25 protein-coding genes and 1 pseudogene are annotated in these 24,298 nt (G+C 71.3%); 12 read left to right on the top strand and 14 right to left on the bottom strand.

All coding sequences use genetic code 11. The features are described 5' to 3' along the window. Nucleotides 1–16 precede the first annotated feature (16 nt). Nucleotides 17–643 carry a winged helix-turn-helix transcriptional regulator gene (locus tag ACFY0P_RS49460; RefSeq protein WP_388929084.1) on the bottom strand — a complete coding sequence of 209 codons (627 nt, stop codon included), beginning with the start codon at nucleotides 641–643 and terminating at the stop codon, nucleotides 17–19. 81 nt (nucleotides 644–724) lie between these two features. On the opposite strand from ACFY0P_RS49460, the gene ACFY0P_RS49455 reads away from it, so the two are divergent. The 5 genes from ACFY0P_RS49455 (at nucleotide 725) to ACFY0P_RS49435 (ending at nucleotide 4,287) form a co-directional block, all read left to right on the top strand. Beyond that, nucleotides 725–1,933 carry a pyridoxal phosphate-dependent aminotransferase gene (locus ACFY0P_RS49455; RefSeq protein ID WP_388929083.1) on the top strand — a complete coding sequence of 403 codons (1,209 nt, stop codon included), beginning with the start codon at nucleotides 725–727 and terminating at the stop codon, nucleotides 1,931–1,933. Between the two features lie 33 nt (nucleotides 1,934–1,966). Then, a complete protein-coding gene (locus tag ACFY0P_RS49450; RefSeq protein ID WP_388929082.1) occupies nucleotides 1,967–2,497 on the top strand; it encodes a hypothetical protein in 531 nt (176 codons plus the stop codon). Nucleotides 2,498–2,500: 3 nt separating this feature from the next. After that, nucleotides 2,501–3,100, top strand: coding sequence for a histidine phosphatase family protein (locus tag ACFY0P_RS49445; protein WP_388929081.1), 600 nt, complete (start codon nucleotides 2,501–2,503; stop codon nucleotides 3,098–3,100). Nucleotides 3,101–3,189: 89 nt separating this feature from the next. Further along, entirely contained in the window at nucleotides 3,190–3,807 is a 618-nt protein-coding gene (locus ACFY0P_RS49440; RefSeq protein WP_388929080.1) for a hypothetical protein, read from the top strand. Between the two features lie 57 nt (nucleotides 3,808–3,864). Beyond that, nucleotides 3,865–4,287 carry an acyl-CoA thioesterase gene (locus tag ACFY0P_RS49435; RefSeq protein WP_388929079.1) on the top strand — a complete coding sequence of 141 codons (423 nt, stop codon included), beginning with the start codon at nucleotides 3,865–3,867 and terminating at the stop codon, nucleotides 4,285–4,287. A 27-nt stretch (nucleotides 4,288–4,314) separates the two neighbouring features. Here ACFY0P_RS49435 and ACFY0P_RS49430 read toward each other — a convergent pair whose 3' ends face one another. Then, nucleotides 4,315–4,716, bottom strand: a complete 402-nt coding sequence (locus ACFY0P_RS49430; RefSeq protein ID WP_388929078.1) for a winged helix-turn-helix transcriptional regulator — start codon at nucleotides 4,714–4,716, stop codon at nucleotides 4,315–4,317. A gap of 131 nt (nucleotides 4,717–4,847) precedes the next feature. Between ACFY0P_RS49430 and ACFY0P_RS49425 the strand changes: the two genes are divergently transcribed. Then, nucleotides 4,848–6,281 carry an MFS transporter gene (locus tag ACFY0P_RS49425; protein WP_388929077.1) on the top strand — a complete coding sequence of 478 codons (1,434 nt, stop codon included), beginning with the start codon at nucleotides 4,848–4,850 and terminating at the stop codon, nucleotides 6,279–6,281. A gap of 431 nt (nucleotides 6,282–6,712) precedes the next feature. Here the strand turns inward: ACFY0P_RS49425 and ACFY0P_RS49420 are convergent, their stop codons facing one another. Continuing rightward, nucleotides 6,713–7,576, bottom strand: coding sequence for an NAD(P)H-binding protein (locus ACFY0P_RS49420; protein WP_388929076.1), 864 nt, complete (start codon nucleotides 7,574–7,576; stop codon nucleotides 6,713–6,715). A 93-nt stretch (nucleotides 7,577–7,669) separates the two neighbouring features. On the opposite strand from ACFY0P_RS49420, the gene ACFY0P_RS49415 reads away from it, so the two are divergent. Continuing rightward, nucleotides 7,670–8,461, top strand: a complete 792-nt coding sequence (locus ACFY0P_RS49415; protein ID WP_388929075.1) for a helix-turn-helix domain-containing protein — start codon at nucleotides 7,670–7,672, stop codon at nucleotides 8,459–8,461. Nucleotides 8,462–8,507: 46 nt separating this feature from the next. Here the strand turns inward: ACFY0P_RS49415 and ACFY0P_RS49410 are convergent, their stop codons facing one another. The 9 genes from ACFY0P_RS49410 to polX form a co-directional block, all read right to left on the bottom strand. After that, nucleotides 8,508–9,128, bottom strand: coding sequence for a TMEM175 family protein (locus tag ACFY0P_RS49410; RefSeq protein WP_388929074.1), 621 nt, complete (start codon nucleotides 9,126–9,128; stop codon nucleotides 8,508–8,510). Nucleotides 9,129–9,189: 61 nt separating this feature from the next. Beyond that, nucleotides 9,190–10,518: a nucleobase:cation symporter-2 family protein gene (locus tag ACFY0P_RS49405; protein WP_388929115.1), complete on the bottom strand. Its 1,329-nt coding sequence runs from the start codon at nucleotides 10,516–10,518 to the stop codon at nucleotides 9,190–9,192. 274 nt (nucleotides 10,519–10,792) lie between these two features. After that, nucleotides 10,793–12,169 (bottom strand): 8-oxoguanine deaminase, encoded by a 1,377-nt coding sequence (locus ACFY0P_RS49400; RefSeq protein WP_388929073.1) that lies wholly within the window; start codon nucleotides 12,167–12,169, stop codon nucleotides 10,793–10,795. A 125-nt stretch (nucleotides 12,170–12,294) separates the two neighbouring features. Further along, nucleotides 12,295–13,227 (bottom strand): factor-independent urate hydroxylase, encoded by a 933-nt coding sequence (pucL, locus tag ACFY0P_RS49395; RefSeq protein ID WP_388929072.1) that lies wholly within the window; start codon nucleotides 13,225–13,227, stop codon nucleotides 12,295–12,297. A gap of 3 nt (nucleotides 13,228–13,230) precedes the next feature. Then, nucleotides 13,231–13,638, bottom strand: a complete 408-nt coding sequence (uraH, locus tag ACFY0P_RS49390; protein WP_388929071.1) for a hydroxyisourate hydrolase — start codon at nucleotides 13,636–13,638, stop codon at nucleotides 13,231–13,233. 4 nt (nucleotides 13,639–13,642) lie between these two features. Then, nucleotides 13,643–14,155, bottom strand: a complete 513-nt coding sequence (uraD, locus tag ACFY0P_RS49385) for a 2-oxo-4-hydroxy-4-carboxy-5-ureidoimidazoline decarboxylase (protein WP_388929070.1) — start codon at nucleotides 14,153–14,155, stop codon at nucleotides 13,643–13,645. Nucleotides 14,156–14,369: 214 nt separating this feature from the next. Beyond that, nucleotides 14,370–14,738 (bottom strand): helix-turn-helix domain-containing protein, encoded by a 369-nt coding sequence (locus ACFY0P_RS49380; RefSeq protein ID WP_388929069.1) that lies wholly within the window; start codon nucleotides 14,736–14,738, stop codon nucleotides 14,370–14,372. After that, entirely contained in the window at nucleotides 14,735–14,986 is a 252-nt protein-coding gene (locus tag ACFY0P_RS49375) for a hypothetical protein (protein ID WP_388929068.1), read from the bottom strand. The genes ACFY0P_RS49380 and ACFY0P_RS49375 overlap by 4 nt, the downstream gene beginning before the upstream one ends. 47 nt (nucleotides 14,987–15,033) lie before the next feature. After that, nucleotides 15,034–16,773 (bottom strand): DNA polymerase/3'-5' exonuclease PolX, encoded by a 1,740-nt coding sequence (gene polX, locus ACFY0P_RS49370; protein ID WP_388929067.1) that lies wholly within the window; start codon nucleotides 16,771–16,773, stop codon nucleotides 15,034–15,036. 131 nt (nucleotides 16,774–16,904) lie between these two features. Here polX and ACFY0P_RS49365 point away from each other — a divergent pair, with 131 nt between their 5' ends. The 4 genes and pseudogenes from ACFY0P_RS49365 (at nucleotide 16,905) to ACFY0P_RS49350 (ending at nucleotide 19,609) form a co-directional block, all read left to right on the top strand. Beyond that, the gene (locus ACFY0P_RS49365) at nucleotides 16,905–17,744 is read left to right on the top strand and encodes a TIM barrel protein (protein WP_388929066.1); all 840 of its coding nucleotides are present in this window, start codon (nucleotides 16,905–16,907) and stop codon (nucleotides 17,742–17,744) included. Between the two features lie 111 nt (nucleotides 17,745–17,855). Then, nucleotides 17,856–18,749, top strand: coding sequence for a 2-hydroxy-3-oxopropionate reductase (locus tag ACFY0P_RS49360; protein ID WP_388929065.1), 894 nt, complete (start codon nucleotides 17,856–17,858; stop codon nucleotides 18,747–18,749). Between the two features lie 138 nt (nucleotides 18,750–18,887). Beyond that, a pseudogene (locus ACFY0P_RS49355) lies at nucleotides 18,888–19,013 on the top strand (catalase-related domain-containing protein); the annotation flags it as partial. 353 nt (nucleotides 19,014–19,366) lie between these two features. After that, nucleotides 19,367–19,609 carry a hypothetical protein gene (locus ACFY0P_RS49350; protein ID WP_388929064.1) on the top strand — a complete coding sequence of 81 codons (243 nt, stop codon included), beginning with the start codon at nucleotides 19,367–19,369 and terminating at the stop codon, nucleotides 19,607–19,609. A gap of 216 nt (nucleotides 19,610–19,825) precedes the next feature. Here ACFY0P_RS49350 and gcl read toward each other — a convergent pair whose 3' ends face one another. Next, complete coding sequence (gene gcl / locus ACFY0P_RS49345; RefSeq protein ID WP_388929063.1) at nucleotides 19,826–21,610, bottom strand: glyoxylate carboligase; 1,785 nt, start codon at nucleotides 21,608–21,610, stop codon at nucleotides 19,826–19,828. A 209-nt stretch (nucleotides 21,611–21,819) separates the two neighbouring features. Between gcl and ACFY0P_RS49340 the strand changes: the two genes are divergently transcribed. After that, a complete protein-coding gene (locus ACFY0P_RS49340; protein WP_388929062.1) occupies nucleotides 21,820–22,497 on the top strand; it encodes a hypothetical protein in 678 nt (225 codons plus the stop codon). A 90-nt stretch (nucleotides 22,498–22,587) separates the two neighbouring features. Here the strand turns inward: ACFY0P_RS49340 and ACFY0P_RS49335 are convergent, their stop codons facing one another. Beyond that, nucleotides 22,588–24,198, bottom strand: a complete 1,611-nt coding sequence (locus ACFY0P_RS49335; protein WP_388929061.1) for an AMP-binding protein — start codon at nucleotides 24,196–24,198, stop codon at nucleotides 22,588–22,590. Between the last annotated feature and the right edge of the window lie 100 nt (nucleotides 24,199–24,298).

The following is a 24,298-nucleotide window of genomic DNA, read 5'->3' as shown; positions in this document are numbered from 1 at the left end:
CGGCCCAGTCGTCGTTTCAGGCCTCCCGCAGCTCCTTGGCCAGCGCCCCGTCCCCGGTCACGGTCACCCGCCCGTCCCGCACCGCCTCCGCCAGCCCCAGCTCCCCCCGGGCCAGCGCCGTACCCGTCCCGGCGTCGAGCACGAGCCGGGCGTCGGGCTCGGCCGGTGCCGGGCCGTGACCGTACACCGGGCCGCCCTCCGCGCCGACGTACAGGTGGAAGTCCCCCTCCTCCAGCCGGACTTCGACGAGCCCCTCGCCCGCCAGAGCCCGCAGCAGCGGCAGCGCGAACCAGTGCGCGCGCACCGCGTCGGTGGGCCGGCGCTCGCCCAGTTCCGGCTCGCCCCACTTGCCCAGCGCCTGGAGCACCGGCAGCAACTCCCGCCCGCGTGGCGTGAGTTCGTAGACGTACGCCGCCCCCGGCGGGGGCAGCCGCCGCCGGGTGGTGAGCCCGTCCCGCTCCATGTCCTTCAGCCGGGAGGCGAGGACGTCCGTGCTGACCCCCGGCAGATCCGCGTGCAGGTCCGTGTAGCGGCGGGGACCGGCGAGCAGCTCCCGGACGATCAGCAGGGTCCAGCGGTCGCCGACCGCGTCGAGGGCGCGGGCCGCGGAACAGTACTGGTCGTAGCTTCGGCGAGGTGACATGCGACGCAGTCTAGACAAGATGTTGGACTTTCCAAGCTCCTACTTGGTAAAACCAAGCAACACGAGTTTCCGGAGGGGCGCATGGAGTTCCGGCAGTCCAACAAGCTCAGCGAGGTCTGTTACGAGATCCGCGGACCGGTGATCGAGCACGCCAACGCGCTCGAGGAGGCGGGTCACAGCGTGCTGCGCCTGAACACCGGCAATCCGGCACTCTTCGGCTTCGAAGCCCCTGAGGAGATCCTCCAGGACATGATCCGGATGCTCCCGCAGGCACACGGCTACACCGACTCGCGCGGCATCCTCTCCGCCCGCCGGGCGGTGGCCGGGCGCTACCAGACCCTTGGCCTGGAGGTCGGCGTCGACGACGTGTTCCTCGGCAACGGCGTCTCGGAGCTGGTCTCCATGGCCGTCCAGGCGCTCGTCGAGGACGGCGACGAGATCCTCATCCCCGCCCCCGACTTCCCGCTCTGGACCGCGGTGACCACCCTCGCCGGCGGCAAGGCGGTGCACTACCTCTGCGACGAACAGGCCGACTGGTACCCGGACCTGGCCGACATGGAGTCGAAGATCACGGACCGCACCAAGGCCGTCGTGATCATCAACCCGAACAACCCGACCGGCGCGGTGTACCCCAGGGAGATCCTGGAGGGCATCCTCGACCTGGCCCGCCGGCACGGCCTGATGATCTTCGCGGACGAGATCTACGACCAGATCCTGTACGACGACGCCGTCCACCACTCCACCGCGGCGCTCGCCCCCGACCTGGTGGTCCTCACCTTCTGCGGCCTGTCCAAGACGTACCGGGTGGCCGGCTTCCGCTCGGGCTGGCTGGTCGTCACCGGCCCGAAGCAGCACGCCAAGGACTACCTGGAGGGCCTCACCATGCTGGCCTCCATGCGGCTGTGCGCCAACGCCCCGGCCCAGTACGCCATCCAGGCCGCGCTCGGCGGCCGCCAGTCCATCCGCGAACTGGTCCTGCCCGGCGGCCGGTTGCACGAGCAGCGCAACGTCGCCTGGGAGAAGCTCAACGAGATCCCGGGCGTCTCCTGCGTCAAACCGAAGGGCGCCCTCTACGCCTTCGCCCGCATCGACCCCAAGGTCCACCCGATCCACGACGACGAGAGGTTCGTCCTGGACCTGCTGCTCCAGGAGAAGATCCAGGTCGTCCAGGGCACCGGCTTCAACTGGCCCGCCCCCGACCACTTCCGCATCCTCACGCTTCCCCACGCCGAGACCCTGGAGACGGCGATCGGCCGCATCGGGCGGTTCCTGAGCGGCTATCGGCAGTAATGGAGCGCGGGGCCGTCCGGGTATGCCGTCCCCATGACCCAGCGGCCTCTGCTCCTCCTCGACGTCGACGGCCCCCTGAACCCGTTCCGGGCCCGGTTCCTGCGGCACCGCGGGTACGTGACCCGCAGGCTGCACCCCGCCAACTGGTCGGCCCGCCAGCGGCCCGGCTCCCGCGCGCTGCGCCGGGGGCTGCGGGTGCGGCTGCATCCGGGGCACGGGGCCCGGCTGCTCGCGCTGCCGTACGAACTCGCCTGGGCCACCACCTGGACGCACCAGGCCAACGAGATGATCGGGCCGGTCGTCGGGCTGCCCGAGCTGCCCGTCATCGAGTGGCCGGAGCCGTTCGCGAAGGATCCGGACGGCCTGTACTGGAAGACGCGGACCGTCGTGGCGTGGGCGGCCGGGCGGCCGTTCGTGTGGGTGGACGACATGGTCACCGAACTCGACGTCCGCCATGTCGCCGAGCACCACGCAGGGCCCGCACTGCTCCTTCCGGTGGATCCGCGGCACGGCCTGCGGGCGCGTGACTTCGCCGAACTGGAGCGCTGGGCTCTTAGCCTCTGACGTATGGCTGATGTCTTTCTCGTCCGGCACGGTGAGACCGAGTGGTCGCGGTCCGGACGGCATACCGGGTGGACCGACGTGCCGCTCACCGAGCACGGCAGGGACGAGGCACGCCGGCTGGTGCCGCTGATCCGCTCGCACCGCATCGGTGCCGCCTTCGTCAGCCCGCTCCAGCGGGCCCGCGAGACCGCGGAGCTGATCGGCGTGCCCGACGCCCGGGTCGACGCCGACCTGCGGGAGTGGGACTACGGCGGCTACGAGGGCGTGACCACCATGGAGATCCAGCGCACCCGGCCCGGCTGGTTCCTGTTCACGGACGGGGTCGCGCCCGGCCCGCCGGACCACCCCGGGGAGAGCCCGGAGCAGGTCGGGGAGCGGGCCGACCGGATGCTCTCCAAGGTCGAGGCGGCCCTCGCCAACACCGAGGGTGTCGTGCTGCTGGTCGCCCACGGGCACTTCCTGCGCGTCCTGACCGCCCGCCGACTCGGCCTGGCGCCGTCCGCCGGGGCCCTGTTCCAGCTGGCGACCGGGACGCTGTGCCGGCTGGGCACGGAGCACGACCGGCCGGTGATCGCGGGCTGGAACATCCGGCCCAGCGGGTAGCGGGACCGCCTTGTCAGTGCCTGGTCGTAGTCTTCGAACGGACCGCTCACCAGGCGGTTCCGGACCGCGGACCACCGGGGAGGAGCATCGTGACCCGACCGCCCACCGCCGCGCAGCGCCGGATCATCGACGCCGCCGACCCGGTCACCGGGCGGCTGCGGGGTACGGAGGCGCAGCTGACGGCACTGGTGAAGCGCGGCCTCGCCTTCCGGCATCCGCGCCCGCCGCACGACCACTTCCTGACCCCGGCCGGGCATCGGATACGGGAGGCTTCGCAGCCCCCGGCCGCCACGGAACCCGAGCCGGCCCACGGCTTCGCCGCACGCGTCGGCGGCGAGGAGCAGGCCGACTCCGGACCCGCCCGGGCGCGTGAGGTGCACAGCGCCTGGCAGGGACTGCTCGAACTGCGCCGCATGACCAACCCCGACGGCGCCACGGACCGGCCGTGCGGCTGGGAGCGTACGCATCTGGTGCGGGCCGCCGCACTTGCCCTGGAGGCCGCCGGACACCCGCCGGAGGGGCCGGACACCCCCGGCTACCGGGTGCGGGCGACCCCGCAGCCGGAGGCGGTCGCGGTGTACGCGCCGGAGGGCGAGCCCCTGCGGGCGTGCGCCGCCACCCTGGAGCGGGCGGGCTGGCAGGCCGGCGAGTACACGGAGCCGCGTACCAGAACGCGCTATCTGCTGGCATCGCCGCGCCGGGTGTGACGGGCGTGTCAGGATGCCGGCAAAGGATCAGTGCGTCGTACACGAGAAGGGGAAGTCGTGAGCGAACCGTATTCCGTCCGCGTCACGGTCCGTGGCTACGAGACCGATGTGCAGGGCCATGTGAACCAGGCGGTGTACATCAACTACGCCGAGCACGCCCGCTGGTCGCTGCTCCAGGCGGCCGGGGTCACGCAGGCCGAGCTGATCGGGCGGGGCGTGGGTCCGGTGGGGCTGGAGACGACCATCCGTTATAAACGGGAACTGCTCGCCGGTGACGAGGTCGATGTGACCTGCGCGTTCGAGTGGAGCGGCGGCAAGACGTTCCGGATACTCCAGAAGATCACCAAGGCGGACGGCACGCTGGCCGCCGAGGTGGACGCGGTCGGCGGGCTGCTGGACCTGAAGGCCCGGAAGCTGGTCGCCGATCCGCGCGAGATCTTCAAGGAACTCACCTCGGCGCCGGAGCTGTTCGGGTTCTGACACGGTCCGCGCCGTCTGCACGGCCGTCTACACGTCGAGCAGTTCCGGCTGGTGCTCGGCGTCGTAGACCGCGCGGGCCTGCGCGATGTAGTGGCGGTTGTGCTCGGCCCATTCGGTCAGCCGCTGCAAAGTCTCGTGCAACTCCAGTGCCACCGGCGTGAGGTCGTACTCCACCCGCGGGGGCACGGTCGGATACACCGTGCGGGTCACCAGGCCGTCGCGCTCCAGGTTGCGCAGGGTGAGGGTCAGCATCCGGCGGCTGATGCCCTCGATGCCACGCTCCAGCTCCGTGAAGCGGATGGGGCCGTGCGAGGCCGCGACCAGGATCTGCACGCTCCATTTGCCGGCCACCCTGTCAAGAACCTCGCGGACGGGGCAGGCCTGCGCGTTCACGACCTGGCTGGTAACACCGGTGTTCCTCTGGGACATCGAGCTGCCTCCTTACGCCGTCCTCTCATGGTCACTCACCATGAACCCCGTTACAAGTCGTGCACCTTGCGCACGATCGGTTCCTGTTGATGTCCCTGGCGAGCTACGGCGATTGCGGAGGCCAGAAGGCCATGTCGACCACGACCGGCACACCGGCCGCACCGGTGACTCCTTCTCGAACATACCCGCGCCGGGCGGCTCTCGCCGTCCTGTGCGCGGGCGCGCTGATGACGATCCTGGACGGCACCATCGTCACGGTGGCGATGCCGGCCGTCCAACGCGACCTGGGCTTCAGCGGTCCGGGGCTTGCCTGGGTGGTGAACGCCTATCTGATCCCGTTCGGAGGACTGCTCCTGCTCTTCGGCCGTCTGGGTGATCTGGTCGGCCGGAAGCGGATGTTCACGGCCGGGCTCGCCGTGTTCACCGCGGCCTCCGTGGCGTGCGGGCTGGCGACGAGCCAGGGCGCGCTGATCGCGGCGCGGGCGGTGCAGGGCGCGGGCGGGGCGATGACCTCGGCCGTCGTGCTCGGCATGCTGGTGTCGCTCTTCCCCGAGCCGCGGGAACAGGCCCGCGCCATCGCGGTGTTCAGCGCGGTGGGGTCGGTGGGCGCCACCCTCGGCACCTTCCTCGGCGGGGCGTTGACGCAGGCGCTGAGCTGGCACTGGATCTTCCTGATCAATCTGCCGATCGGTCTGGCGGCCTGGCTCGCCGCGGTACGGATCCTGGCCCGCGAGCCCGGCGCCGGACTCCGCAGGGGCGCCGACGGCCCGGGGGCGGCCCTGGTCACCGGCGCGCTGATGCTCACCGTCTACGTCATCGTCGGCTCCGGCGACCGGGACCCGGCCGCCACCCTGCTCCTGGCCGCGCTCGCCCTCGCGCTCCTCGTGGCGTTCACCGTCCGCCAGGCCCGGGCCGAGCACCCGCTGCTGCGCCTGCGGATGCTGCGCTCCCGGACGCTGAGCGGCGCGAACAGCGTGCAGATCCTGATGATCGCGACGATGTACGGCTTCCAGTTCCTCGGCGCGCTCTACCTCCAACGCGTGCTGGGCTACGGCGAGTTGCACACCGGTCTCGCCTTCCTCCCGGCACCGCTCGCGATCGGCGTCCTGATGCTGGGGCTGTCGGCGCGCACCACCGCCCGCTTCGGCGCGTACCGTGTGCTCCTCGCCGGGCTCGTCCTCATCACCGTGGGGATGGCCCTGCTGAGCCGGGCGCCCGCCGACGGCTCGTACGCGGCCGACGTGCTGCCCCCGATGCTGCTCATGGCGGCCGGCTTCGCCGCGGCGATGCCCCCGCTCACCGGCCTCGCCATGGCCGGCGCCCGCGAGGAGGACGCGGGACTGGCCTCCGGGCTCTTCAACACCACGCAGGTGGTGGGCGGTTCACTGGGCCTCGCCGCCCTGTCCACCCTCGCGGCGAGCCGTACCGACGGCCTGCTGCAGGCGGGCGCCGAACTCGTGCCGGCCACGGCGGAGGGCTACCGGCTGGCGTTCCGGGTGGCAGCGGTGATCGCGGCGGGGGCCCTGGGGCTGGCGGCGGTCGCACTGCGGCCTCGCCGCGCCTGAACCGGGCCGGGGGGTCGAAGCCGGGCGGGGCCGCCGGAGCCGGGCAGCGCCGCCATGGCCGGGCGGCGGCCGCCATAGCCGGGCGACCGCCGCCATAGCCGGGGGGTTGGCCGTTATAGCCGGGCGCGTTCCGCCGAAGCTGGGCAGCGCCGCCATGGCCGGGCGGCAGCCGCCATAGCCGGGCATGTGCCGCCGAAGCCAGGGGAGGGCCGCCGAAGACGGGCGGCTGCGCCATGGCCGTGCGGCGGCCGCCGAAGCCGGGCGAGTGCCGCCACAGCCGGGCGAGGACCGCCGGAGCCGGGCGAGGGCCGACGAAGCCGGACGAGCGCCGCCGAAGCCGGACGAGGCGAGTACCGCCGAAGCCGGGCGAGGACCGCCATGGCCAGGCGAGGGCCGGGCCCACGGCAGGGCGCCTCGGCTCGCCCCGCCGCTCAGGACGCGCCGAACGCCGCCCTGTGGTCCTCGGCCCACGCCCGATAGGTCCGCGCCGGCCGGCCGAGCACCTCCCGGACGTCCTCGGTGACCACCGCGTTGCCACCGGAGCGGACGAACGCCAGGCCGGTCAGGACTCCGTCCACCTGGGCCCCCGCCATGCCCCAGGCCTCGCGGAGGAAGTCACGGGTCTCGTCCGGGGACAGGTCCCGGGTCGGGACCGGGCGGCCCAGGACCTCGGCGAGCACGGCGGCCTGGTCGGGGACGGTGATCGCCTCGGGACCGGTCAGGGTGTACGTCCGCCCCGCGTGCCCGGCGTCGAGCAGGGCCCGCACCGCCACCTCGGCGATGTCGCGCGGGTCGATCACGCCCGAGGCGCCGTCCCCGGTCATGTTCGGGACCGGCTCGCCCGTACGCAGGGCCGGAAGCCAGGTCAGCGTGTTGGAAGCGAACGACGACGGCCGCAGCACCGTCCAGGCCAGCCCGCTGTCCCGCACGGCCCGCTCGCCGGCTCCGTGCCACTGTGCGGAGGGGCCTGACGCGGAGTCACCGGTGGCGATGGCGGAGAGCTTCACCAGCCGCTCCACGCCCGCGGCCCGGGCCGCGGCGGCCAGTGCCGCGTCCTGCCCCTCGTCGGGGCCGGCCGGCCGGAGCAGGAACGCGGCCGTCGCACCGGCCAGCGCGGCCTCCAGGGACGCGGGGTCGGTGTAGTCCCCGCGCACCACCTCCACCCCGGCGGGCACCGTCGCCCGCGCCGGGTCGCGGGTGAGCGCCCGCACCTTCGCGCCGCGCCCGGACAGCTGTCGTACGACGTCACTTCCGATGGTGCCCGTGGCACCCGTCACCAGAATCATGCGGTCCACGATGGGCCTGCCGGAGCGCCCGCCTCTTGGAAATTCCGGCACGGCAGGCCCGCCCGGAGGCCGGGACAGGTCGCTTACGGTGGAGGGGTGCCGATGACCATCGCCGAGCCGCTCGCGACCGTCCCCGACGTGCTGCGCCCATGGGTCGCCGGGATACGGACCATGTCCTTCGCCGAGCCCCCCGAGGGGACGTTCGTCCATCTGCCGGACGCGCTGACCAAAGTGGTGCTGCGGGTGACGGCGGACGGGCAGCGTGACGTGCTGGCGGTCGGGCCGCGGGTGCGGGCCACCTACCACGGCGGGAAGCCCCACATCTCGTGCGTGGAGCTGGTCCTCGCACCGGGCACCGCCCGGCCCCTGCTGGGTGTGCCGGCCGCCGGGCTGGTCGGCCGGGTGGTGCCGCTGGACGGGCTGCCGGGCGGGGCGGCGCGCCGGTTCGCCCGTGAGGTGCGGTGGCTGAACCCCCTGGAGGCGCTGCCGCGGATCACCGAGGTGCTGCCCGGGCTGCTGTCGGAGCGGACGGACGCGGGCCGGACGGCGTTGCTGCGGGCGGGCGTGGACGCGTTGTCCGTACGGCTGGACCGGGCGCCCGCGCAGGTACGGGACGTGGCCCGCGAACTGGCCGTCAGCGAGCGCCAGTTGCGGAACCTGTTCGCCGACGGCGTCGGTGTCTCCCCGAAGCACTTCGCCCGTATCGACCGGGTCCGCACGGTCGCCGCCCGGGCGGGCAGCGCCCGCTGGTCCGAACTGGCGGCCGCCGCGGGCTACTTCGACCAGGCGCACATGACGACCGACTTCCGCGACCTGATGGGCGTCCCGCCCCGCTCGTACGTCACCGGACGGCTCCCCGCGCTCAGCCCCTGCCAGGCGAACCGGCGCGGCTGAGCCCGGATCCCCGCCCCCGCGGGGCAGGCGGAGCCGCTCGCGAGGCTCACGGCGTGGCCTGGTCCGGGCGGGTCGGGACCGGTACCTGGTTGAAGCCGTAGTAGAGGGCGAGCAGGCCGTGTGCGGCCAGGGTGAGCGGCGCGGAGACGAAGGCCAGACCGACCGTGATCGGGTAGCCGAGTGAGCCGAGCGCGAAGCGGGCGCGGGTGGCACGCGCGGCCTCGACGTCGACGCGGGCGTCGAAGAGGTGGCCGGTCCGGGTGAGATGCCACCACAGGGCCTGGAAGGCGGCCGCCATCAGGACCATCACCAGGCTGTAGACGGCCGCCGCCGCGTGCGAGGACGCGTCCTCCCGCAGATACTCGGCGAGCATCGCCGTCGGCCAGGGCACGGCGGAGACCACCATCAGCACCAGCAGGTTCAGGAACATCAGCGTGCGGTCGACCCTGGCGACATAGCTGAACAGCTGGTGATGGTTGACCCACATGATCCCGACGACCAGGAAGCTCACCACGTAGGCGGCGTAGGACGGCCACTGGGCGCCCAGCGCCTGCCACAGACTCTCGCCCTCCGCGGTCCTCGGCACCTTGATGTCCAGGACGAGCAGGGTGACGGCGATGGCGAACACCCCGTCGCTGAAGGCCTCCACACGGCCCGACTCGTTCATGACGCACTCCCCCGTCGGCTCACAGGGACTTCCTACCGCATCCCGCGCCCCACAGCCGAGGTCACGGGATCGACTGGGGTGCCGCGAGCGGTACGGCGGCCTCCGTCGTGCCCCTCGCTCCCGCGCGCTGCCGGCCCAGGTGGTTGAAGACCAGGTTCAGCACCACCGCCGCCACACATCCCGTCGAGATGCCCGAGTCGAGGACGATCCGGGCGGTCTCCGGGAAGGCGTGGTAGAAGTCCGGCTCGGTGATCGGGATGATGCCGACGGCGAGGGAGACGGCAACGACCAGGACGTTCTCGTCCTTCTCCAGGCCGGCCCTGACCAGGGTCTGGATACCGCTGGCCGCCACCGAGCCGAACAGGACCACGCCCGCGCCGCCCAGGACCGGCCGGGGTACGACGGCGATCAGCGAGGCGGCCATCGGGCACAGCCCCATCAGCACCAGGAAGCCGCCGCCGGCCGCGACCACGAACCGGCTGCGGATCCGGGTCATCGCGACCAGGCCGATGTTCTGCGCGAACGCGCTGCACATGAACCCGTTGAACAGCGGGCTGATCGCCGAGCCGAGGGTGTCGGCGCGCAGCCCGGCCGCGATCGTCCGCTCGTCGGCGGGCCGTTCGACGATCTCGCCCAGCGCCAGCATGTCCGCGGTCGACTCGGTCATCGAGACCACCATCACCACGCACATGGAGAGGATCGCGGCGATCTGGAACTGCGGGGCGCCGAAGTGGAAGGGCGTCGGGAAGCCGATCACGTCCGCGTCCGCGACCGGGCCGAAGTCGGTGACGCCGAACGGGATCGCGACGACCGTGCCGGCGACCAGGCCGATCAGCACGGCGATCTGCTTGACGAAGCCGTGGGTGAAACGGCGAAGGAGCAGGACGAGGACGAGAGTCGCGGCGGCCAGCGCCAGGTACTTGACCGAACCGTGGTCCTTCGCCGTCGGGTCGGGGCCCTGGGCCCAGCCGAAGGCGACCGGAAGCAGCGAGACGCCGATGAGCGTGATGACCGTGCCGGTGACGACGGGCGGGAAGAAGCGGATCGCCTTGCTGAAGAAGGGGGCGGCGAGGAAGCCGAGGAGGCCGGCGACGATCACCGCGCCGAAGATGACCGGCAGGGCGTCGGACTTGTCGTGGGTGGACGCGGCTATCGCGGTCATCGGGGCGACCCCGGCGAAGGTGACGCCGTTGACGAAGGGCAGCCGGGCGCCGATCTTCCAGACACCGAGGGTCTGGAGGAAGGTGGCGAGGCCCGCGGTGAAGAGGCAGGCGGCGGTCAGGAAGGTCAGTTCGGTGCCGGTGAGGCCGATGGCCGCGCCGACGATCAGGGGCGGGGCGACCACCCCGGCGTACATGGCGGCCACGTGCTGCAGGCCGGTGGTCGCCATTTTCAGGGGCGGGAGTTTCTCGTCGACGGGATGCACTTCTTGCACTGCGGCTCTCCTCCGGTCGGTTACGCGGCGGCTCTGGCGCGGGTTTCAGGGAGGTGGTGCGTGATCCAGGTCGTGCGGGACCCGGGAGGAGGACGGTGACCGATCCCGGGCGCGCGCAGGGCAGCGCGCGCCCGGGAGACGGCCGCCGTGGACCCTTTCCGGGGCCACGGCCACCGGCCGGGAGCCGTCCCTCCCGACCGGAGCTCAGGTGCCTTGCAGAGGAGTGGGGTTACCGTCCGGCGATCTCGGCCAGCCGCTGGGCCTCGGCCCGTGTGGCGCGGGCGATCGCGTCCTCGTCGACGTGCAGCAGGCGGCCCGCCTCGACGATCTGACGGCCGTTCACGAAGGAGGCGGTGACCGGGGCGGCCGCGCCGAAGACCAGGGCGGTCACCGGGTCGGCGATGGAGGCGTGGGCGAGGGTGTCCAGCCGCCAGAGGACCAGGTCGGCGAGCTTGCCGGGTTCGAGGGAGCCGATCTGGCCCGCACGGCCCAGCACTTGGGCGCCGCCGTAGGTGCCGAGGCGCAGTGCCTGGCGGGCGTTCAGGGCCGCTTCCCGGTGCGCGCCGAGGCGGTTGATCAGCAGCGCGTTGCGCAGTTCGGTGTGGAGTTCGCCGGACTCGTTGGACGCGGTGCCGTCGACGCCGAGGCCGACCGGGACGCCGGCGGCGAGCATGTCGGGGACACGCGCGATCCCGGCCGCGAGGCGGGCGTTGGAGGACGGGCAGTGGGCGACGCCGGTCTTCGTGCGGGCGAACGCGGCGATGTCGGAGTCGTTCATGTGGACGCAGTGCGCCATCCACACGTCCTCACCGAGCCAGCCGGTGGACTCGAAGTAGTCGGTCGGGCCCATCCCGAACAGCTCCTTGCAGAACTGCTCCTCCTCGACGGTCTCCGAACCGTGGGTGTGCAGGCGCACTCCGAGCCGGCGGGCCAACTCGGCCCCCTGTCGCAGGAGTTCGGTGGAGACGGAGAACGGCGAGCAGGGCGCGACGGCCACCTGGGTCATCGCGTCGAAGGAGGGGTCGTGGTGCTCCTCGACGGTCGCCTCGGTGGCGGCGAGGGCGCCTTCGAGGGTCTCGACGGCGAAGTCCGGGGGCAGGCCGCCGTCCTTCTCGCTGCGGTCCATGGAGCCGCGGGCGAGGGTGAAGCGGACGCCCGTCTCGCGGGCGGCACGGATGATCGCGCCGGACAGGTCGCCGGAGTCCTTCGGATAGACGTAGTGGTGGTCCATCGCGGTGGTGACACCGCCGCGGGCCATCATGGCGAGCGAGCCCTGCGCGGCCGCGTACACCATGGGCTCGTCGATGCGCGCCCAGGTCGGGTACAGCGCGACCAGCCAGTTGAAGAGGTTGTGGTCGGTGGCCAGGCCCCGGGTGATCCACTGGTAGTAGTGGTGGTGGGTGTTGACCAGGCCGGGGGTCACCAGGTGTCCGGTGGCGTCGATCCGCCGTACGACGTTCTCCAGGCCCTCGGGAGCACGGCCCGCGCCGAGCGACTCGATGCGGTTGCCGGCGATGACGACGTACCCGTTCGGGTACTCGGTGTCGTGGGCGTCGACGGTCGCGATCGAACAGTTCTCGATGACGATGCGCTGGTCTGCTGCCATGATTCGTCCTTTTCGCTCAGTGGACTCGTGGTGAGGGCACGGCAGGACCCCGGGGATTTGAGTGCCGTGGCCGGGAAGCCCGAAGACGCCTGGTTCCCCGGCCGCGGGTGCCGAAAAAGAGAAGGTCAGAGGTTGGTGAGGTCCACCGGGATCTTCGCCTCGCAGCCGTCCCGCAGGATGGTCGCCTCGATCAGGCCGTAGGGCCGGTCGGCGGCGTAGTACACGGCACCGTCTTCGGTGGCGTTCTTGAGACCGAACGGCTCCAGGTCCACCAGGAAGTGGTGCTTGTTCGGCAGCGAGAAGCGGACCTCGTCGATCTCGCCGCGGTTGTCGATGATGCGCGAACCCATCTGGTACAGCGTCTGCTGCAGCGAGAGGGAGTACGTCTCGGCGAAGGCCTGGAGCATGTGCTTCTTCGTCTGCTCGTAGGACTTCTCCCAGTCGGGCATCTTCTGCTCGTCGTCGGTCCAGTTGAACCGCCAGCGGCTGGAGACCTGGGTGGCCAGAATGCGGTCGTACGCCTCGGGGAGCGTCGTGTACTTGTCCTTGACGTAGCCCCAGAACTCCGAGTTGGTCGAGTTCATCACGACGAGGTCCTTGAGGCCGGAGACGACCTCCCACGACTCACCGTCGAACGTGATCTGGGTGAGCCGGGTCTCCTGGCCCTTGCGTACGAACGAGTGCTTGACCTCGTCCGCGCCGATGAACCCGGAGTTGGCGCCCGAGGCCTCGATGCGCTCCCAAGCGTACTCCTCGATGCGGATCCGGGCCCGGTGGATCGGCTCCTGCGAGGTCACGAAGTGGCGGGCGAGGTGGATGCCGAACTGCTCGGCGGACTCGATGCCGTGCTCCTTGGCGAACGCGAACACCGTGTTCTTGGTGGTGTCGGTCGGCAGGACGTTGGCGTTGGAGCCGGAGTAGTGGACCTCGTCCATGTCGCCGGAGAGCGACACCGAGACGTTGAGGTCCTTGATGTGGTGGGTGGCACCGTCCCGCGTGATCTTGACGACCCGGTTCTCGGCCTTGCCGTACTGGTTCTGTCCCAGAATGGTGGGCATGAGCTAGCTCCCTCGGTAAACGGAGTAGCCGAACGGGTTGAGCAGCAGCGGTACGTGGTAGTGCTCGCCCGGTACGACGGCGAACGTGATCGCCACCTCCGGGAAGAACACGGCCGGTCCACTGTCCCGATTCGCGGGGGCGTCCTGCTGCGCATCGGCTTGCTTCTTCGCGGTCTTCTCTTCGAAATACGGCTCGACGGCGAAGTCGAGCCGCACGTGTGTCGTCCCCTCCGGCAGGTCCGGAAGGTCCTTGCACCGGCCGTCCGCGTCGGTCCCGCTCCCGCCGAGCGCCTGCCAGTCGGCGTCCCGGCCCCGACGGGCCGCGAGCCGGACGGCGACGCCCGCGGCGGGGCGGCCGATGCTGGTGTCCAGGATGTGTGTGGACACGGAGGCGGTGGTGCTGGTGCTCATGGTGTCAGGCGTCCTCTTCGACGAGTCGGGCGAGCCGGATGCGGTTGATCTTGCCCAGCTCGGTGCGGACGATCTCCCGCTCCCGCTCCGGCGGGTTGCCGATCCGTTCCTTGACCGCGTCCCGCATCTCCTCGCCGGTGCGGCCGGTGGCGCAGATCAGGAAGACGTGGCCGAACCGCTCCTGGTAGGCGAGGTTGAGTTCGAGCATCTCCGCCTTGAGGTCGTCCGCGGCGCCGGCCATGCCGGACTGCTCCCGGGCCGAGGTGGGGTCGCCCGGCCTGGGGCGGCCGATCGGCGGGTGCCCGGCCATGGCCTGAGCCAGGTCCGCCGCGGTCAGCTCGACCATGGCGGCGTCGCTGGCGGTGTAGAGGGCCTCGGGGGTGGCATAGGGGCGGGCGGCGAGCAGGCGCCGGGCCCAGGCCGTGGAGGCGCACGCCTCGTGGAGGGCGGCGAGCGCCGCGGGCTCCTCCAGTTCGTTGAACCGGGCCAGACCCGGGGGCGTGGAAGTCGACGTCACGGGAGCCTCCGTGGCCGTGTGCGGCCTTCGTGCTGAACGGGCTGCCGTTAGCTAACGCCCTCCGGAACCCAGCGTCAACACTTTGTTGAAAATTCCGCGTAACAACCCCCCGCCCGCACCCCACGGGTCACTTCCGGCGCGTCCCCGGGTCTACCGGCGCGCCCTGGGTCACTTCCGGGGCGGCGCCGGGTCGCTCCGGGGCGGTGCCCGCGGGTCAGCTGTCCTTCTCGCGGTTCAGGTAGTTGTACACGGTGAACCGGCTCACCCCGAGCGCGCCGGCCACGGTCTCCACACCGTGCCGTACGGAGAAGGCGCCACGCGCCTCCAGTATGCGCACGACCTCCTGCTTCGCCTTGCGGTCCAGGTCGGCCAGCGGCTTGCCCTGCTTTCGCTCCATGGCGGCCAGGATGTGGTCGAGGGAGTCCGCGAGCTGTGGCAGCCGTACGGCGACCACGTCGACGCCCTCCCAGGCGAGCACGACGTCGTCGGCGCCGGCCTCGTCGGGCGGGAGCATCTCCCCACCCATGGCGTCGACCAGCGGCTTCACGGCGGTGATGAAGGGTTCGTCCCGGTTTCCGGTCACTTGACGTCGCCCTCCACCACGTTGACCTGGAGCGAGATCCGGGTGGCCCCGGCCTCCAGGGCCCTGCGCAGCAGCGCGTCCACGGCGGTGAGCACCGCGTCGGAGCCACCCTCCGCCGTGTTCCCGAACGGCCCGACGTCCACCGCGTCCAGCTCGGCCGCCTCGATGACCTCACGGGCGACCAGCGCGTGCGCGGGGGCCTCGTCGAGGTCGAAGGGCTCGGTCGTGAACTCCACTCTCAATCGCACGCGCTCAACCTAACGCGCGGGGCCGATGTTCGGGCAGCCCTCCGGGATCACCGGCCCTTGCGCAGAAAGCCCCGCAGCCGCCGCTCCGGCCAGGTGTTGATCACGTCGTCCCCGGTGAGCCAGCCGCGCTGGGCGGTGCCGATGCCGTAGCGCATGTTGGCGAGGTGCGGGACGGCGTGGGCGTCGCTGTTCACGGCGAACTTCACGCCGTGCCGGCGGGCCCGCAGGATGTCCTCGTCACGCAGGTCGAGGCGGTCCGGGTGGGCGTTGATCTCCAGCGCCGTGCCGGTGCGGGCGCAGGCGGCGAAGAGCGCGTCGAGGTCGGCGTCGATGCCCGGCCGCCGGCCGATGAGGCGGGTGGTGGGGTGGCCGATGACGTTGACGTACGGGTTCTCGCAGGCCCGCACGAGCCGCCTGGTCAGCTGCTCGCGGGCCTGGTTGAAGTGCGAGTGCACGGAAGCCACGCACAGGTCGAACCCGGCGAGGAAGTCGTCCGGCCAGTCCACCTCCCCCTCGGGACCGATGTTCAGTTCGGTGCCGTGCAGCAGCCGCAGCCCGCCACGCCGGCCCTTGGTGGGGTACGTGCCGTCCAGCTCGCGCACCCGTTCCCGCTGGGCCAGCATCCGCTCGTCGGTCATGCGCTGCATGGCCAGGTCGGGCGCGTGGTCGGTGATCGCGTAGTAGGCGTAACCGCGCCGGGCGGCCGCCGCGGCCATCTCCTCCAGCGGGGCGAGCCCGTCGGTGAGGTCGGTGTGGGTGTGCAGGTCGCCGCGCAGGTCGGCCTCGGTGACCAGCTCGGGCAGCTCGTCGCGGAGTCCGGCCTCGATCTCCCCGCGGTCCTCGCGCAGCGGCGGCGGGATCCAGGGCAGGCCGAGGCGCGCGTACACCTCCTCCTCGGTCTCGGAGACGATCTTCTCGCCGCTCTCGACGTCGAAGAGGCCGTACTCGGAGAGCTTGAGCTTCTGGCGCACCGCGATCTCGCGGGTGCGGATGTTGTGGGCCTTGGAGCCGGTGAAGTACTGCAGCGCGGCGCCCCACGAGTCCGGCGGCACGACCCGCAGGTCGACGTTGAGGCCCTTGCCGGTGCGGACGGACGTCTTGGTCCCGCCCTGCCCGATGACCTCGGTGACGTACGGCAGCCCGGTGAACGCCTTCATGAGCGGTGCCGACTCCGTCGCCGCCGCGAGGATGTCGATGTCGCCGATGGTCTCCCGCATCCGGCGCAGCGAGCCGGCGTACGCGCACCGCCTGCAGCCGGTCACGGCGGAGAGCGCGCCGACGATGTCCTCGGCCAGCTCCGTGGCCACGTCGATCTGCACCCGCCCGCCGGAGGACCGGAGCAGTTCGATGCCGTGCAGGATGTTCTCCTCCGTCTTCGGCCCGAAGCCCTTGAGGTCGCGCAGCCGTTCGTCGCGGATGGCGGCGGCGAGTTCGTCCACCGACGAGACGCCCAGTTCCTCGTAGACCGCCATGGCCTTCTTCGGGCCGAGGGTGGGGACGGCCGTCAGCCGCCGGACCCCGTCCGGGATCTTCGCCCGCAGCTCCTCGACGGCGGCCACCGTGCCGCTGTCGAAGTACTCGCGGACCTTCTGGGCGATCGACTTCCCGACGTTCGGGATCTCCTGCAGCCCCTTGAGGTCGAGCGTGGCGACATCGGCGTGGTGGCCGCCGACCGACCTGGCGGCCTTCTCGTAGACCCGCGTCCTGAACGCGTCTCCGCCGGTGATCGAGATCAGGTCCGCGTACTCCTGGAGCAGCGCGGCTACCTCGTCGTTGGACCGAGCCATGCCTTCAGGGTAGGGCGCCTGTTTGCGCGGGCGCTCTTGACAGCCCTCCCCGGCCACAGGCAGTCTTCCATTAAGCAGAAATCAACTTCCACCATGTGGAATAGAGATAGTGGAAGGGAGCGCCCACCCCCATGGGATTTGCAGAGCAGCGCTTCACCGTCAACCTGTCGATCCTCTTCACGGAACTCCCGCTCCTGGAGCGCCCCGCGGCCGCCGCCGCGGCCGGCTTCACCGCGGTCGAGCTGTGGTGGCCCTGGGTCGACTCCCCCACTCCCGCACGGTCGGAACTCGACGCGCTGCGCCGAGCGATCACGGCCGCGGGCGTCCGGCTGACCGGCCTGAACTTCTACGCCGGACAACTCCCCGGCCCCGACCGGGGCGCCCTGTCGGTCCCGGGCGAGGAGTCGGAGAGGTTCCGCGCCAACATCGACGTGGCGGCCGGTTTCGCCCGTGCCCTGGGCTGCCGGTCGCTCAACGCCCTGTACGGAAACCGCGTGGCCGGCGTGGACCCGGCCGAACAGGACGCGCTGGCCCTGGAGAACCTGGTCAGCGCCGCGGAGGCGGCCGACCGCAACGGGGCGGTCCTGCTGATCGAGGCGCTCAACGAGCCGGAGTCGCCGCGGTATCCGCTGGTGTCGGCGCCGGCCGCGGTCGCGGTCGTCGACAAGGTGAACGAGACCTCGGGACTCGGCAACGCCCGCTTCCTGATGGACCTCTACCACCTGTCGATGAACGGCGAGGACCTGCCGTCGGTGATCGAGCGCTACGCAGCGAAGACCGGCCACGTCCAGATCGCCGACAACCCGGGCCGCGGCGCCCCGGGCACGGGGTCGCTGCCGCTGGCGGACCTCCTCGACCAACTGAGGAAGGCCGGTTACGACGGCTGGGTGGGCCTGGAGTACAAGGCGGGGGCCTCGCCGGGCGCCGAGGCCTTCGGCTGGCTGCCGGTGGAGCAGCGCGCCGCCCGTTGACGTGACCGTCCCCGGGGGCTGCCGCCCCCGGACCCCCGCTGCGGCCTGAACGGCCTCGTCCCCGATCGCCGGACGGGCTGTGTGACCGACGTATCCAGAGAGGCACCCCCTATGAGCAACACACACCCCAAGATCGCCTGGATAGGCCTCGGCATCATGGGCTCCCCCATGTCCGAGAACCTGATCAAGGCGGGTTACGACGTCACCGGCTTCACGCTGGAGCAGGACAAGCTGGACCGGCTGGCCGCCGCCGGCGGCACCGCGGCCGCCTCGATCGCCGAGGCGGTGCGGGACGCGGACGTGGTCATCACCATGGTTCCCGCGTCGCCGCAGGTCGAGGCCATCGCGTACGGCCCGGACGGCATCCTGGCGAACGCCAGGCCCGGCGCGCTGCTCATCGACATGTCGTCCATCACCCCGCAGACCTCCGTCGACCTGGCGAAGGCGGCGCAGGACAAGGGCATCCGCGTGCTCGACGCGCCCGTGTCCGGCGGTGAGGCCGGTGCGGTCGAGGCCGTGCTCTCCATCATGGTCGGCGGCGAGCAGGCCGACTTCGACACGGCGAAGCCGATCTTCGAGGCGTTGGGCAGGACCATCGTGCTGTGCGGTCCGCACGGCTCCGGCCAGACCGTGAAGGCCGCCAACCAGCTGATCGTCGCCGTGAACATCCAGGCGTGCGCCGAGGCCGTGGTCTTCCTGGAGAAGTCCGGCGTGGACCTGACGGCCGCGCTGGACGTGCTGAACGGCGGTCTGGCCGGCTCGACGGTGCTGACGCGGAAGAAGGACAACTTCCTCAGCCGCGACTTCAGGCCGGGCTTCCGGATCGACCTGCACCACAAGGACATGGGCATCGTGACGGACGCGGCCCGCAACGTCGGCGCCGCCCTGCCCGTCGGCGCCGTGGTGGCGCAACTGGTCGCGTCCCTGCGTGCGCAGGGCGACGGCGGCCTGGACCACTCGGCGCTGCTGCGCGCGGTGGAGCGCCTGTCCGGCGCACGGGTCTGAGCCGGACCACATGACTTCCGGGCGGTGCCGGTGCCGACACCTGTCCTGTCGCGCCCAGGCGCCGGCACCGCCCGGAAACCACTTCAACAAACTGTTGACGCCCAGCGGTTCCGATCCTGGGCTCCACGAAGGGGCCACGCCGGCAGCCTCTCGCAGGTCTCCCGCGACGGCGTGATCGAGAAGTACCCGGCCCACTTCCACGCCGCCGACCCGGAGTACGGCAGGCGCGTGGCAGAGGCGGTCCGCGCCCTGCGCGAGGACTGACCCCACAGGCGGCCCGCGGCGGCCGACCGGCCCGGATGAGGGGTGGCCGGTCGGCGGCGCGCGGGCGGGGCGAGGACCGCGGCGGCGTGCGAGCCAGTGCGGTGGTGAAGGAACCGAGCGCTCTTCTCGACCAGAGGGAAGGACGCCCCCCGGCTCCGTCGCACCCGCCGCGGTCCCAGCCACACTCCCTGAGCCCCGTCCGGCGGCGCGAACGTCCTGTCGCGCCCAGCCTCGCGCCGTCGGACGGCCACAGCCGAAGAGAGCCTCACGGACTCCCTGAGCGCCGGATGCGGAACCGCCCGCGTCCGGCGCTTCGGCGTGCGCTTCCGTCCCCGCCGCAGGAGTCTTGTGGCATGACTGCACATCCACCGACGGAGTTCCCGCACATCGTCGTGCACGCCCCGGCCCTGGACGGCTCCCGGCGGGTCACCGAGGGCGATGTGACCCTGGGGATCGCCTCCCACCTCGACGACGTGGTCGAGATCCTGCGGATGGCCGACCTGGACCGGATCGAGGTCGAGGACAGCGACCTCATCGAGTGGCAGGGCGGCGGCCCGGACGACTGGCCGGGACTGACCGAGCATCCCGAAAGCTGATGCGCCGCGAAAGCTGACGTACCGGGACGAAGGCACCGGCGAATCCTCAAATAAAGCTCTGAACCATGTTCAGGATGCTTCAACCGCCCCAGTCAGCGGGCATATTCACGTCACACGGTGCCCGCCGGCACGGGGGCGGCGGGCACCGAGTCACCGACGACACGAAGCGGGCGGCCCATCCCCCCGGATGGACCGCCCGCTCTCGTCTGCGCCGGCTCAGACCTTCAGCGTCCTGATCGAGGTCGGAGCGTGCCCCGGCTCGGTCGCGATCTCCTCGAACTCGACGACGTCGGAGATGTCGTTGGTGGTCGACATGGAGATGTTGGTGACCCGCTCCAGGATCGCCTCCACCACGACCGGCACCTGGTGCTCGGCGGCCAGCTTCTTGGCCTCCTCGAAGGCCGCGCCCAGCTCCGCCGGGTCCGTCACCCGGATCGCCTTGCAGCCCAGGCCCTCGGCGACCTTGACGTGGTCGACGCCGTAGACGCCCAGCTCGGGCGAGTTGATGTTCTCGAACTCCAGCTTGACCTGGAAGTCGATGTCGAACGCCCGCTGCGCCTGTCGGATCAGGCCCAGGTAGGAGTTGTTGACGAGGACGTGCACGTACGGGATCTTGTGCTGCGCGCCGACCGCCAGCTCCTCCAGCATGAACTGGAAGTCGTAGTCGCCGGAGAGGGCGACGACGGACGCCTCCGGGTCGGCCTTGGCCACGCCCAGCGCGGCCGGGATCGTCCAGCCGAGCGGGCCCGCCTGCCCGCAGTTGATCCAGTGCCGGGGCTTGAAGACGTGCAGCATCTGGGCGCCGGCGATCTGCGAGAGGCCGATCGTGGAGACGTACCGGGTCTCCGGGCCGAAGGCCTTGTTCATCTCCTCGTAGACGCGCTGCGGCTTGATCGGGATGTCGTCGAAGTGGGTACGGCGCTGGAGGGTCGCCCTCTTCTCCTGCGCCGAGGCCGCCCACCGCGAGCGGTCGGGGAGACCGCCCGACGCCTTCAACTCCCGTGCCACCTCGACGAAGAGCTCCAGGGCCGCCTTCGCGTCGGAGGCGATGCCGAAGTCGGGGGCGAAGATCCTGCCGATCTGGGTGGGCTCGATGTCCACGTGGACGAAGGTGCGGCCGGCCGTGTAGACGTCCAGCTTGCCGGTGTGGCGGTTGGCCCAGCGGTTGCCGATGCCGAGGACGAAGTCGGACTCCAGGAAGGTCGCGTTGCCGTAGCGGTGCGAGGTCTGCAGGCCCACCATGCCGGCGTTCAGCTCGTGGTCGTCGGGGAGGACGCCCCAGCCCATCAGGGTCGGGACGACCGGAGTGCCCGTCAGTTCGGCGAATTCGACGAGGAGTTCGGCGGCGTCCGCGTTGATGACCCCGCCGCCCGCGACGATCAGCGGGCGCTCCGAGGCGTTCAGCATCCCGATCGCCTTCTCGATCTGGGCGCGGGTGGCGGCCGGCTTGTAGACGGACAGGGGCGCGTACGTCTCCGGGTCGAACTCGATCTCGGTGAGCTGCACGTCGATCGGCAGGTCGATCAGGACCGGGCCCGGGCGGCCGGAGCGCATCAGATGGAAGGCCTGCTGGAAGACGCCCGGGACCTGCGCCGCCTCCAGCACGGTGACCGCCATCTTCGTGACCGGGCCCGCGATCGAGGCGATGTCGACGGCCTGGAAGTCCTCCTTGTGGATCACCGCGGTCGGGGCCTGGCCGGTGATGCAGAGGATCGGGACGGAGTCGCCGGCGGCCGAGTACAGACCGGTGATCATGTCGGTGCCGGCCGGACCGGACGTGCCGACGCAGACGCCGATGTTGCCGGGGTGCGTACGGGTGTAGCCCTCGGCCATGTGCGAGGCGCCCTCGACGTGGCGGGCGAGGGTGTGGTGGATGCCGCCGGAGGCCCGGAGCGCCGCGTAGAAGGGGTTGATCGCCGCGCCGGGCACACCGAACGCGTCGGTGACGCCCTCGCGCTTGAGGATCTCAACTGCCGCGCGGGCAGCGGTCATACGAGCCATCGAGAACTCCTGCTTTCGACTGTCGGATGCCTGCTCCCGTCGCGCCCCGCGGTGAGCATCGTCTTCAGTTTTCCGTATTACGGAAAGCAACTTCTACTATCTGAAATCAATGTAGGTGCGGCGACGAACGTCGTCAAGGGACGGACAACCGGCCCCCGGCGGGAGCACCATGGGACGGCTGAACCGACGCGACGCCTGAGGTGGGGGCCATGTCCGAGAGCGTGCCGGTGCGCTGTCCGGCCTGTCGGCGCGAGCACGTCTACACCGCGCCGTCGTACCCGTGCGCCTGCGGCGCGCCGGTGACCCCGAGCCTCGACGGCGCGGCCGGACCGACGCCGGTGGCGCATCGCGCGTGGGACGCGGACTGGGTGACGGTGAGCTGCGGCTCCTGCGGCCGCCGGGACCAGTGGCCGCAGCCGGAGCTGGGCTGCCCGTGCGGGGCGGTGCTGCGCATCGCGGTCGCCGGCGGCGTGTCCGCGCCGCCGGCGGAGCCCGAGCCCGAGTCCGGGGCCGCCTTCCATCCCGTGACGATCCGCACCGCCCGGGACGCGGTCACCGCGGCCGCGCTCTATCTGCGCTGGCTCGGCTACCGGGACATACGGCGGGCCGACCAGCGGCCGCCGTCCGGCATCGGGCTGGCCGCCCGGGGTCTGGTGGCCCAGGTGGACCCGACCGTGCAGCCGGCCTCGCGGCGGGACGTGGAGTGCCTGTGGCTGACGGCGATGACGGAGGACTCGGGGTGCGTGTACTTCTCCCTTGCGGGGTACGCCGAGGAGGCTCGGGAGCGGGCCGACGCTCTGGGGGTGCCGTTGTTCGTGCTGGACTTCACGGGGACGCCGCAACCCGTGAATGAGCACGCCGATGAACTGCGCGGCTCAGGTAGGTGAGTACCTGCGGGCCGGTGGGGGCTGCTCGCGCAGTTCCTCCCCCAGTCTTCGGCCGGGGGCACCCCCAGCGCCCCTAGGGGGCGCCTTTGCTCACGGGGCGCTGCTGTACGTCTCCCTCAGTTCGATCTTGCGGACCTTCCCCGACACCGTCATCGGGAAGTCGTCGAGGATCTGGATGCGGCTCGGCACCTTGTAGTGGGCCAGGCGGCCCTCGCAGAAGGCGCGGAGTTCGTCCAGGGTGGGCGGGGCGGCCGGGTCGCGCGGGATGACGCAGGCCAGGACCTCCTCGCCGTACCTCTCGTGCGGCACCCCGACCACCTGGACGTCCCGGATCTTGGGGTGGGCGTAGAGGAACTCCTCGATCTCGCGCGGGTAGATGTTCTCGCCACCCCGGATGATCATGTCCTTGATGCGGCCGACGATCTCGACGTACCCGTCCTCGCGCATCAGGGCCAGGTCGCCGGTGTGCATCCAGCGCCCGGCATCGATGGCCTCCGCCGTCTTCTCCGGCTCGTTCCAGTAGCCGAGCATCACGCTGTAGCCGCGGGTGCACAACTCGCCCGCGGTGCCGCGGGGTTGGGTGACCCCGGTGGCCGGGTCGACGACCTTGACCTCCAGGTGCGGCAGCACCCGGCCGACCGTGCCGGTGCGGTGTTCCAGGTCGTCCTCGATCCGGGTCTGGAGCGAGACCGGGGACGTCTCCGTCATGCCGTAGCAGATGGAGACCTCCGCCATGTGCATCTCGGCGACCACCCGCTTCATCACCTCGACCGGGCAGGGCGAGCCCGCCATGATGCCGGTGCGCAGAGACGACAGGTCGTACGACGCGAAGTCGGGGAGGTTCAGCTCCGCGATGAACATGGTCGGGACGCCGTACAGCGAGGTGCAGTGCTCCTGCTGGACCGCCTCCAGGGTGACCTTCGGATCGAAGGACGGGGCCGGGATCACCATGCAGGCGCCGTGCGAGGTGGCGGCCAAATTCCCCATGACCATGCCGAAACAGTGGTAGAAGGGAACGGGAATGCAGATCCGGTCCTGCTCGCTGTAGGCGATCAACTCCCCCACGAAGTAACCGTTGTTGAGGATGTTGTGGTGGGAGAGCGTGGCGCCCTTCGGGAAGCCGGTGGTGCCCGAGGTGTACTGGATGTTGATGGGGTCGTCGCAGGACAACTCGGCCGTACGGGTCGCCAGTTCGTCGCTCCGGTCGGCCGTCCCGCGATCGGTCAGTGCCTCCCAGCTCGGGTCCCCGATGTAGACCGTCTCCCTCAACTGCGGGCACCTTCCCCGCACTTCCTCCACCATGGCCCGGTAGTCGCTGGTCTTGTGCCGCAGTGAGGCGAACAGCAGGGAGATCCCGGCCTGGTTGAGGACGTACTCGACCTCGTGGGTGCGGTAGGCCGGGTTGATGTTGACCATGATCGCGCCGATCCGGGCGGTGGCGTACTGCACCAGCACCCACTCGGCGCAGTTGACCGCCCAGATGCCCACCCGGTCGCCCTTGGCGACCCCGCTCGCCAGCAGCGCGTACGCCAACCGGTCGACGTCGGCGGAGAACCGGGCGTACGTCCAGCGCCTGCCGGTCTCCACGTCCACCAGCGCCTCGCGGTCCGGCCAGGCCGCGACCGCCCGGTCCAGGTTGGCCCCGATGGTGTCCCCGAGCAGCGTGGTGCCGCTCGTGCCGTGCGTGTACGACGAGCTCACCGGAAGTCCTCCTCGCGGTACTCGGCGGCCGAGCCGGCGGCCGTGGCCTCGCGCAGCTCGATCCGGCGGATCTTCCCGGACACCGTCTTCGGCAGCGGCG

The organism is Streptomyces sp. NPDC001714 (genome assembly GCF_042892755.1).
Taxonomy (GTDB): Bacteria; Actinomycetota; Actinomycetes; order Streptomycetales; family Streptomycetaceae; genus Streptomyces.
The sequence above is the reverse complement of the archived record's forward strand: the minus strand, read 5'-3'. Positions and strand labels throughout refer to the sequence as shown.

Coding starts and splice junctions, on each gene's coding strand:
- ACFY0P_RS49460 (WP_388929084.1), bottom strand. CDS start 643: ATGTCACCTCGCCGAAGCTACGACCAGTACTGTTCCGCGGCCCGCGCC.
- ACFY0P_RS49455 (WP_388929083.1), top strand. CDS start 725: ATGGAGTTCCGGCAGTCCAACAAGCTCAGCGAGGTCTGTTACGAGATC.
- ACFY0P_RS49450 (WP_388929082.1), top strand. CDS start 1,967: ATGACCCAGCGGCCTCTGCTCCTCCTCGACGTCGACGGCCCCCTGAAC.
- ACFY0P_RS49445 (WP_388929081.1), top strand. CDS start 2,501: ATGGCTGATGTCTTTCTCGTCCGGCACGGTGAGACCGAGTGGTCGCGG.
- ACFY0P_RS49430 (WP_388929078.1), bottom strand. CDS start 4,716: ATGTCCCAGAGGAACACCGGTGTTACCAGCCAGGTCGTGAACGCGCAG.
- ACFY0P_RS49425 (WP_388929077.1), top strand. CDS start 4,848: ATGTCGACCACGACCGGCACACCGGCCGCACCGGTGACTCCTTCTCGA.
- ACFY0P_RS49415 (WP_388929075.1), top strand. CDS start 7,670: ATGACCATCGCCGAGCCGCTCGCGACCGTCCCCGACGTGCTGCGCCCA.
- ACFY0P_RS49410 (WP_388929074.1), bottom strand. CDS start 9,128: ATGAACGAGTCGGGCCGTGTGGAGGCCTTCAGCGACGGGGTGTTCGCC.
- ACFY0P_RS49405 (WP_388929115.1), bottom strand. CDS start 10,518: ATGGCGACCACCGGCCTGCAGCACGTGGCCGCCATGTACGCCGGGGTG.
- ACFY0P_RS49400 (WP_388929073.1), bottom strand. CDS start 12,169: ATGGCAGCAGACCAGCGCATCGTCATCGAGAACTGTTCGATCGCGACC.
- pucL (WP_388929072.1), bottom strand. CDS start 13,227: ATGCCCACCATTCTGGGACAGAACCAGTACGGCAAGGCCGAGAACCGG.
- uraH (WP_388929071.1), bottom strand. CDS start 13,638: ATGAGCACCAGCACCACCGCCTCCGTGTCCACACACATCCTGGACACC.
- polX (WP_388929067.1), bottom strand. CDS start 16,773: ATGGCTCGGTCCAACGACGAGGTAGCCGCGCTGCTCCAGGAGTACGCG.
- ACFY0P_RS49365 (WP_388929066.1), top strand. CDS start 16,905: ATGGGATTTGCAGAGCAGCGCTTCACCGTCAACCTGTCGATCCTCTTC.
- ACFY0P_RS49360 (WP_388929065.1), top strand. CDS start 17,856: ATGAGCAACACACACCCCAAGATCGCCTGGATAGGCCTCGGCATCATG.
- ACFY0P_RS49350 (WP_388929064.1), top strand. CDS start 19,367: ATGACTGCACATCCACCGACGGAGTTCCCGCACATCGTCGTGCACGCC.
- gcl (WP_388929063.1), bottom strand. CDS start 21,610: ATGGCTCGTATGACCGCTGCCCGCGCGGCAGTTGAGATCCTCAAGCGC.
- ACFY0P_RS49340 (WP_388929062.1), top strand. CDS start 21,820: ATGTCCGAGAGCGTGCCGGTGCGCTGTCCGGCCTGTCGGCGCGAGCAC.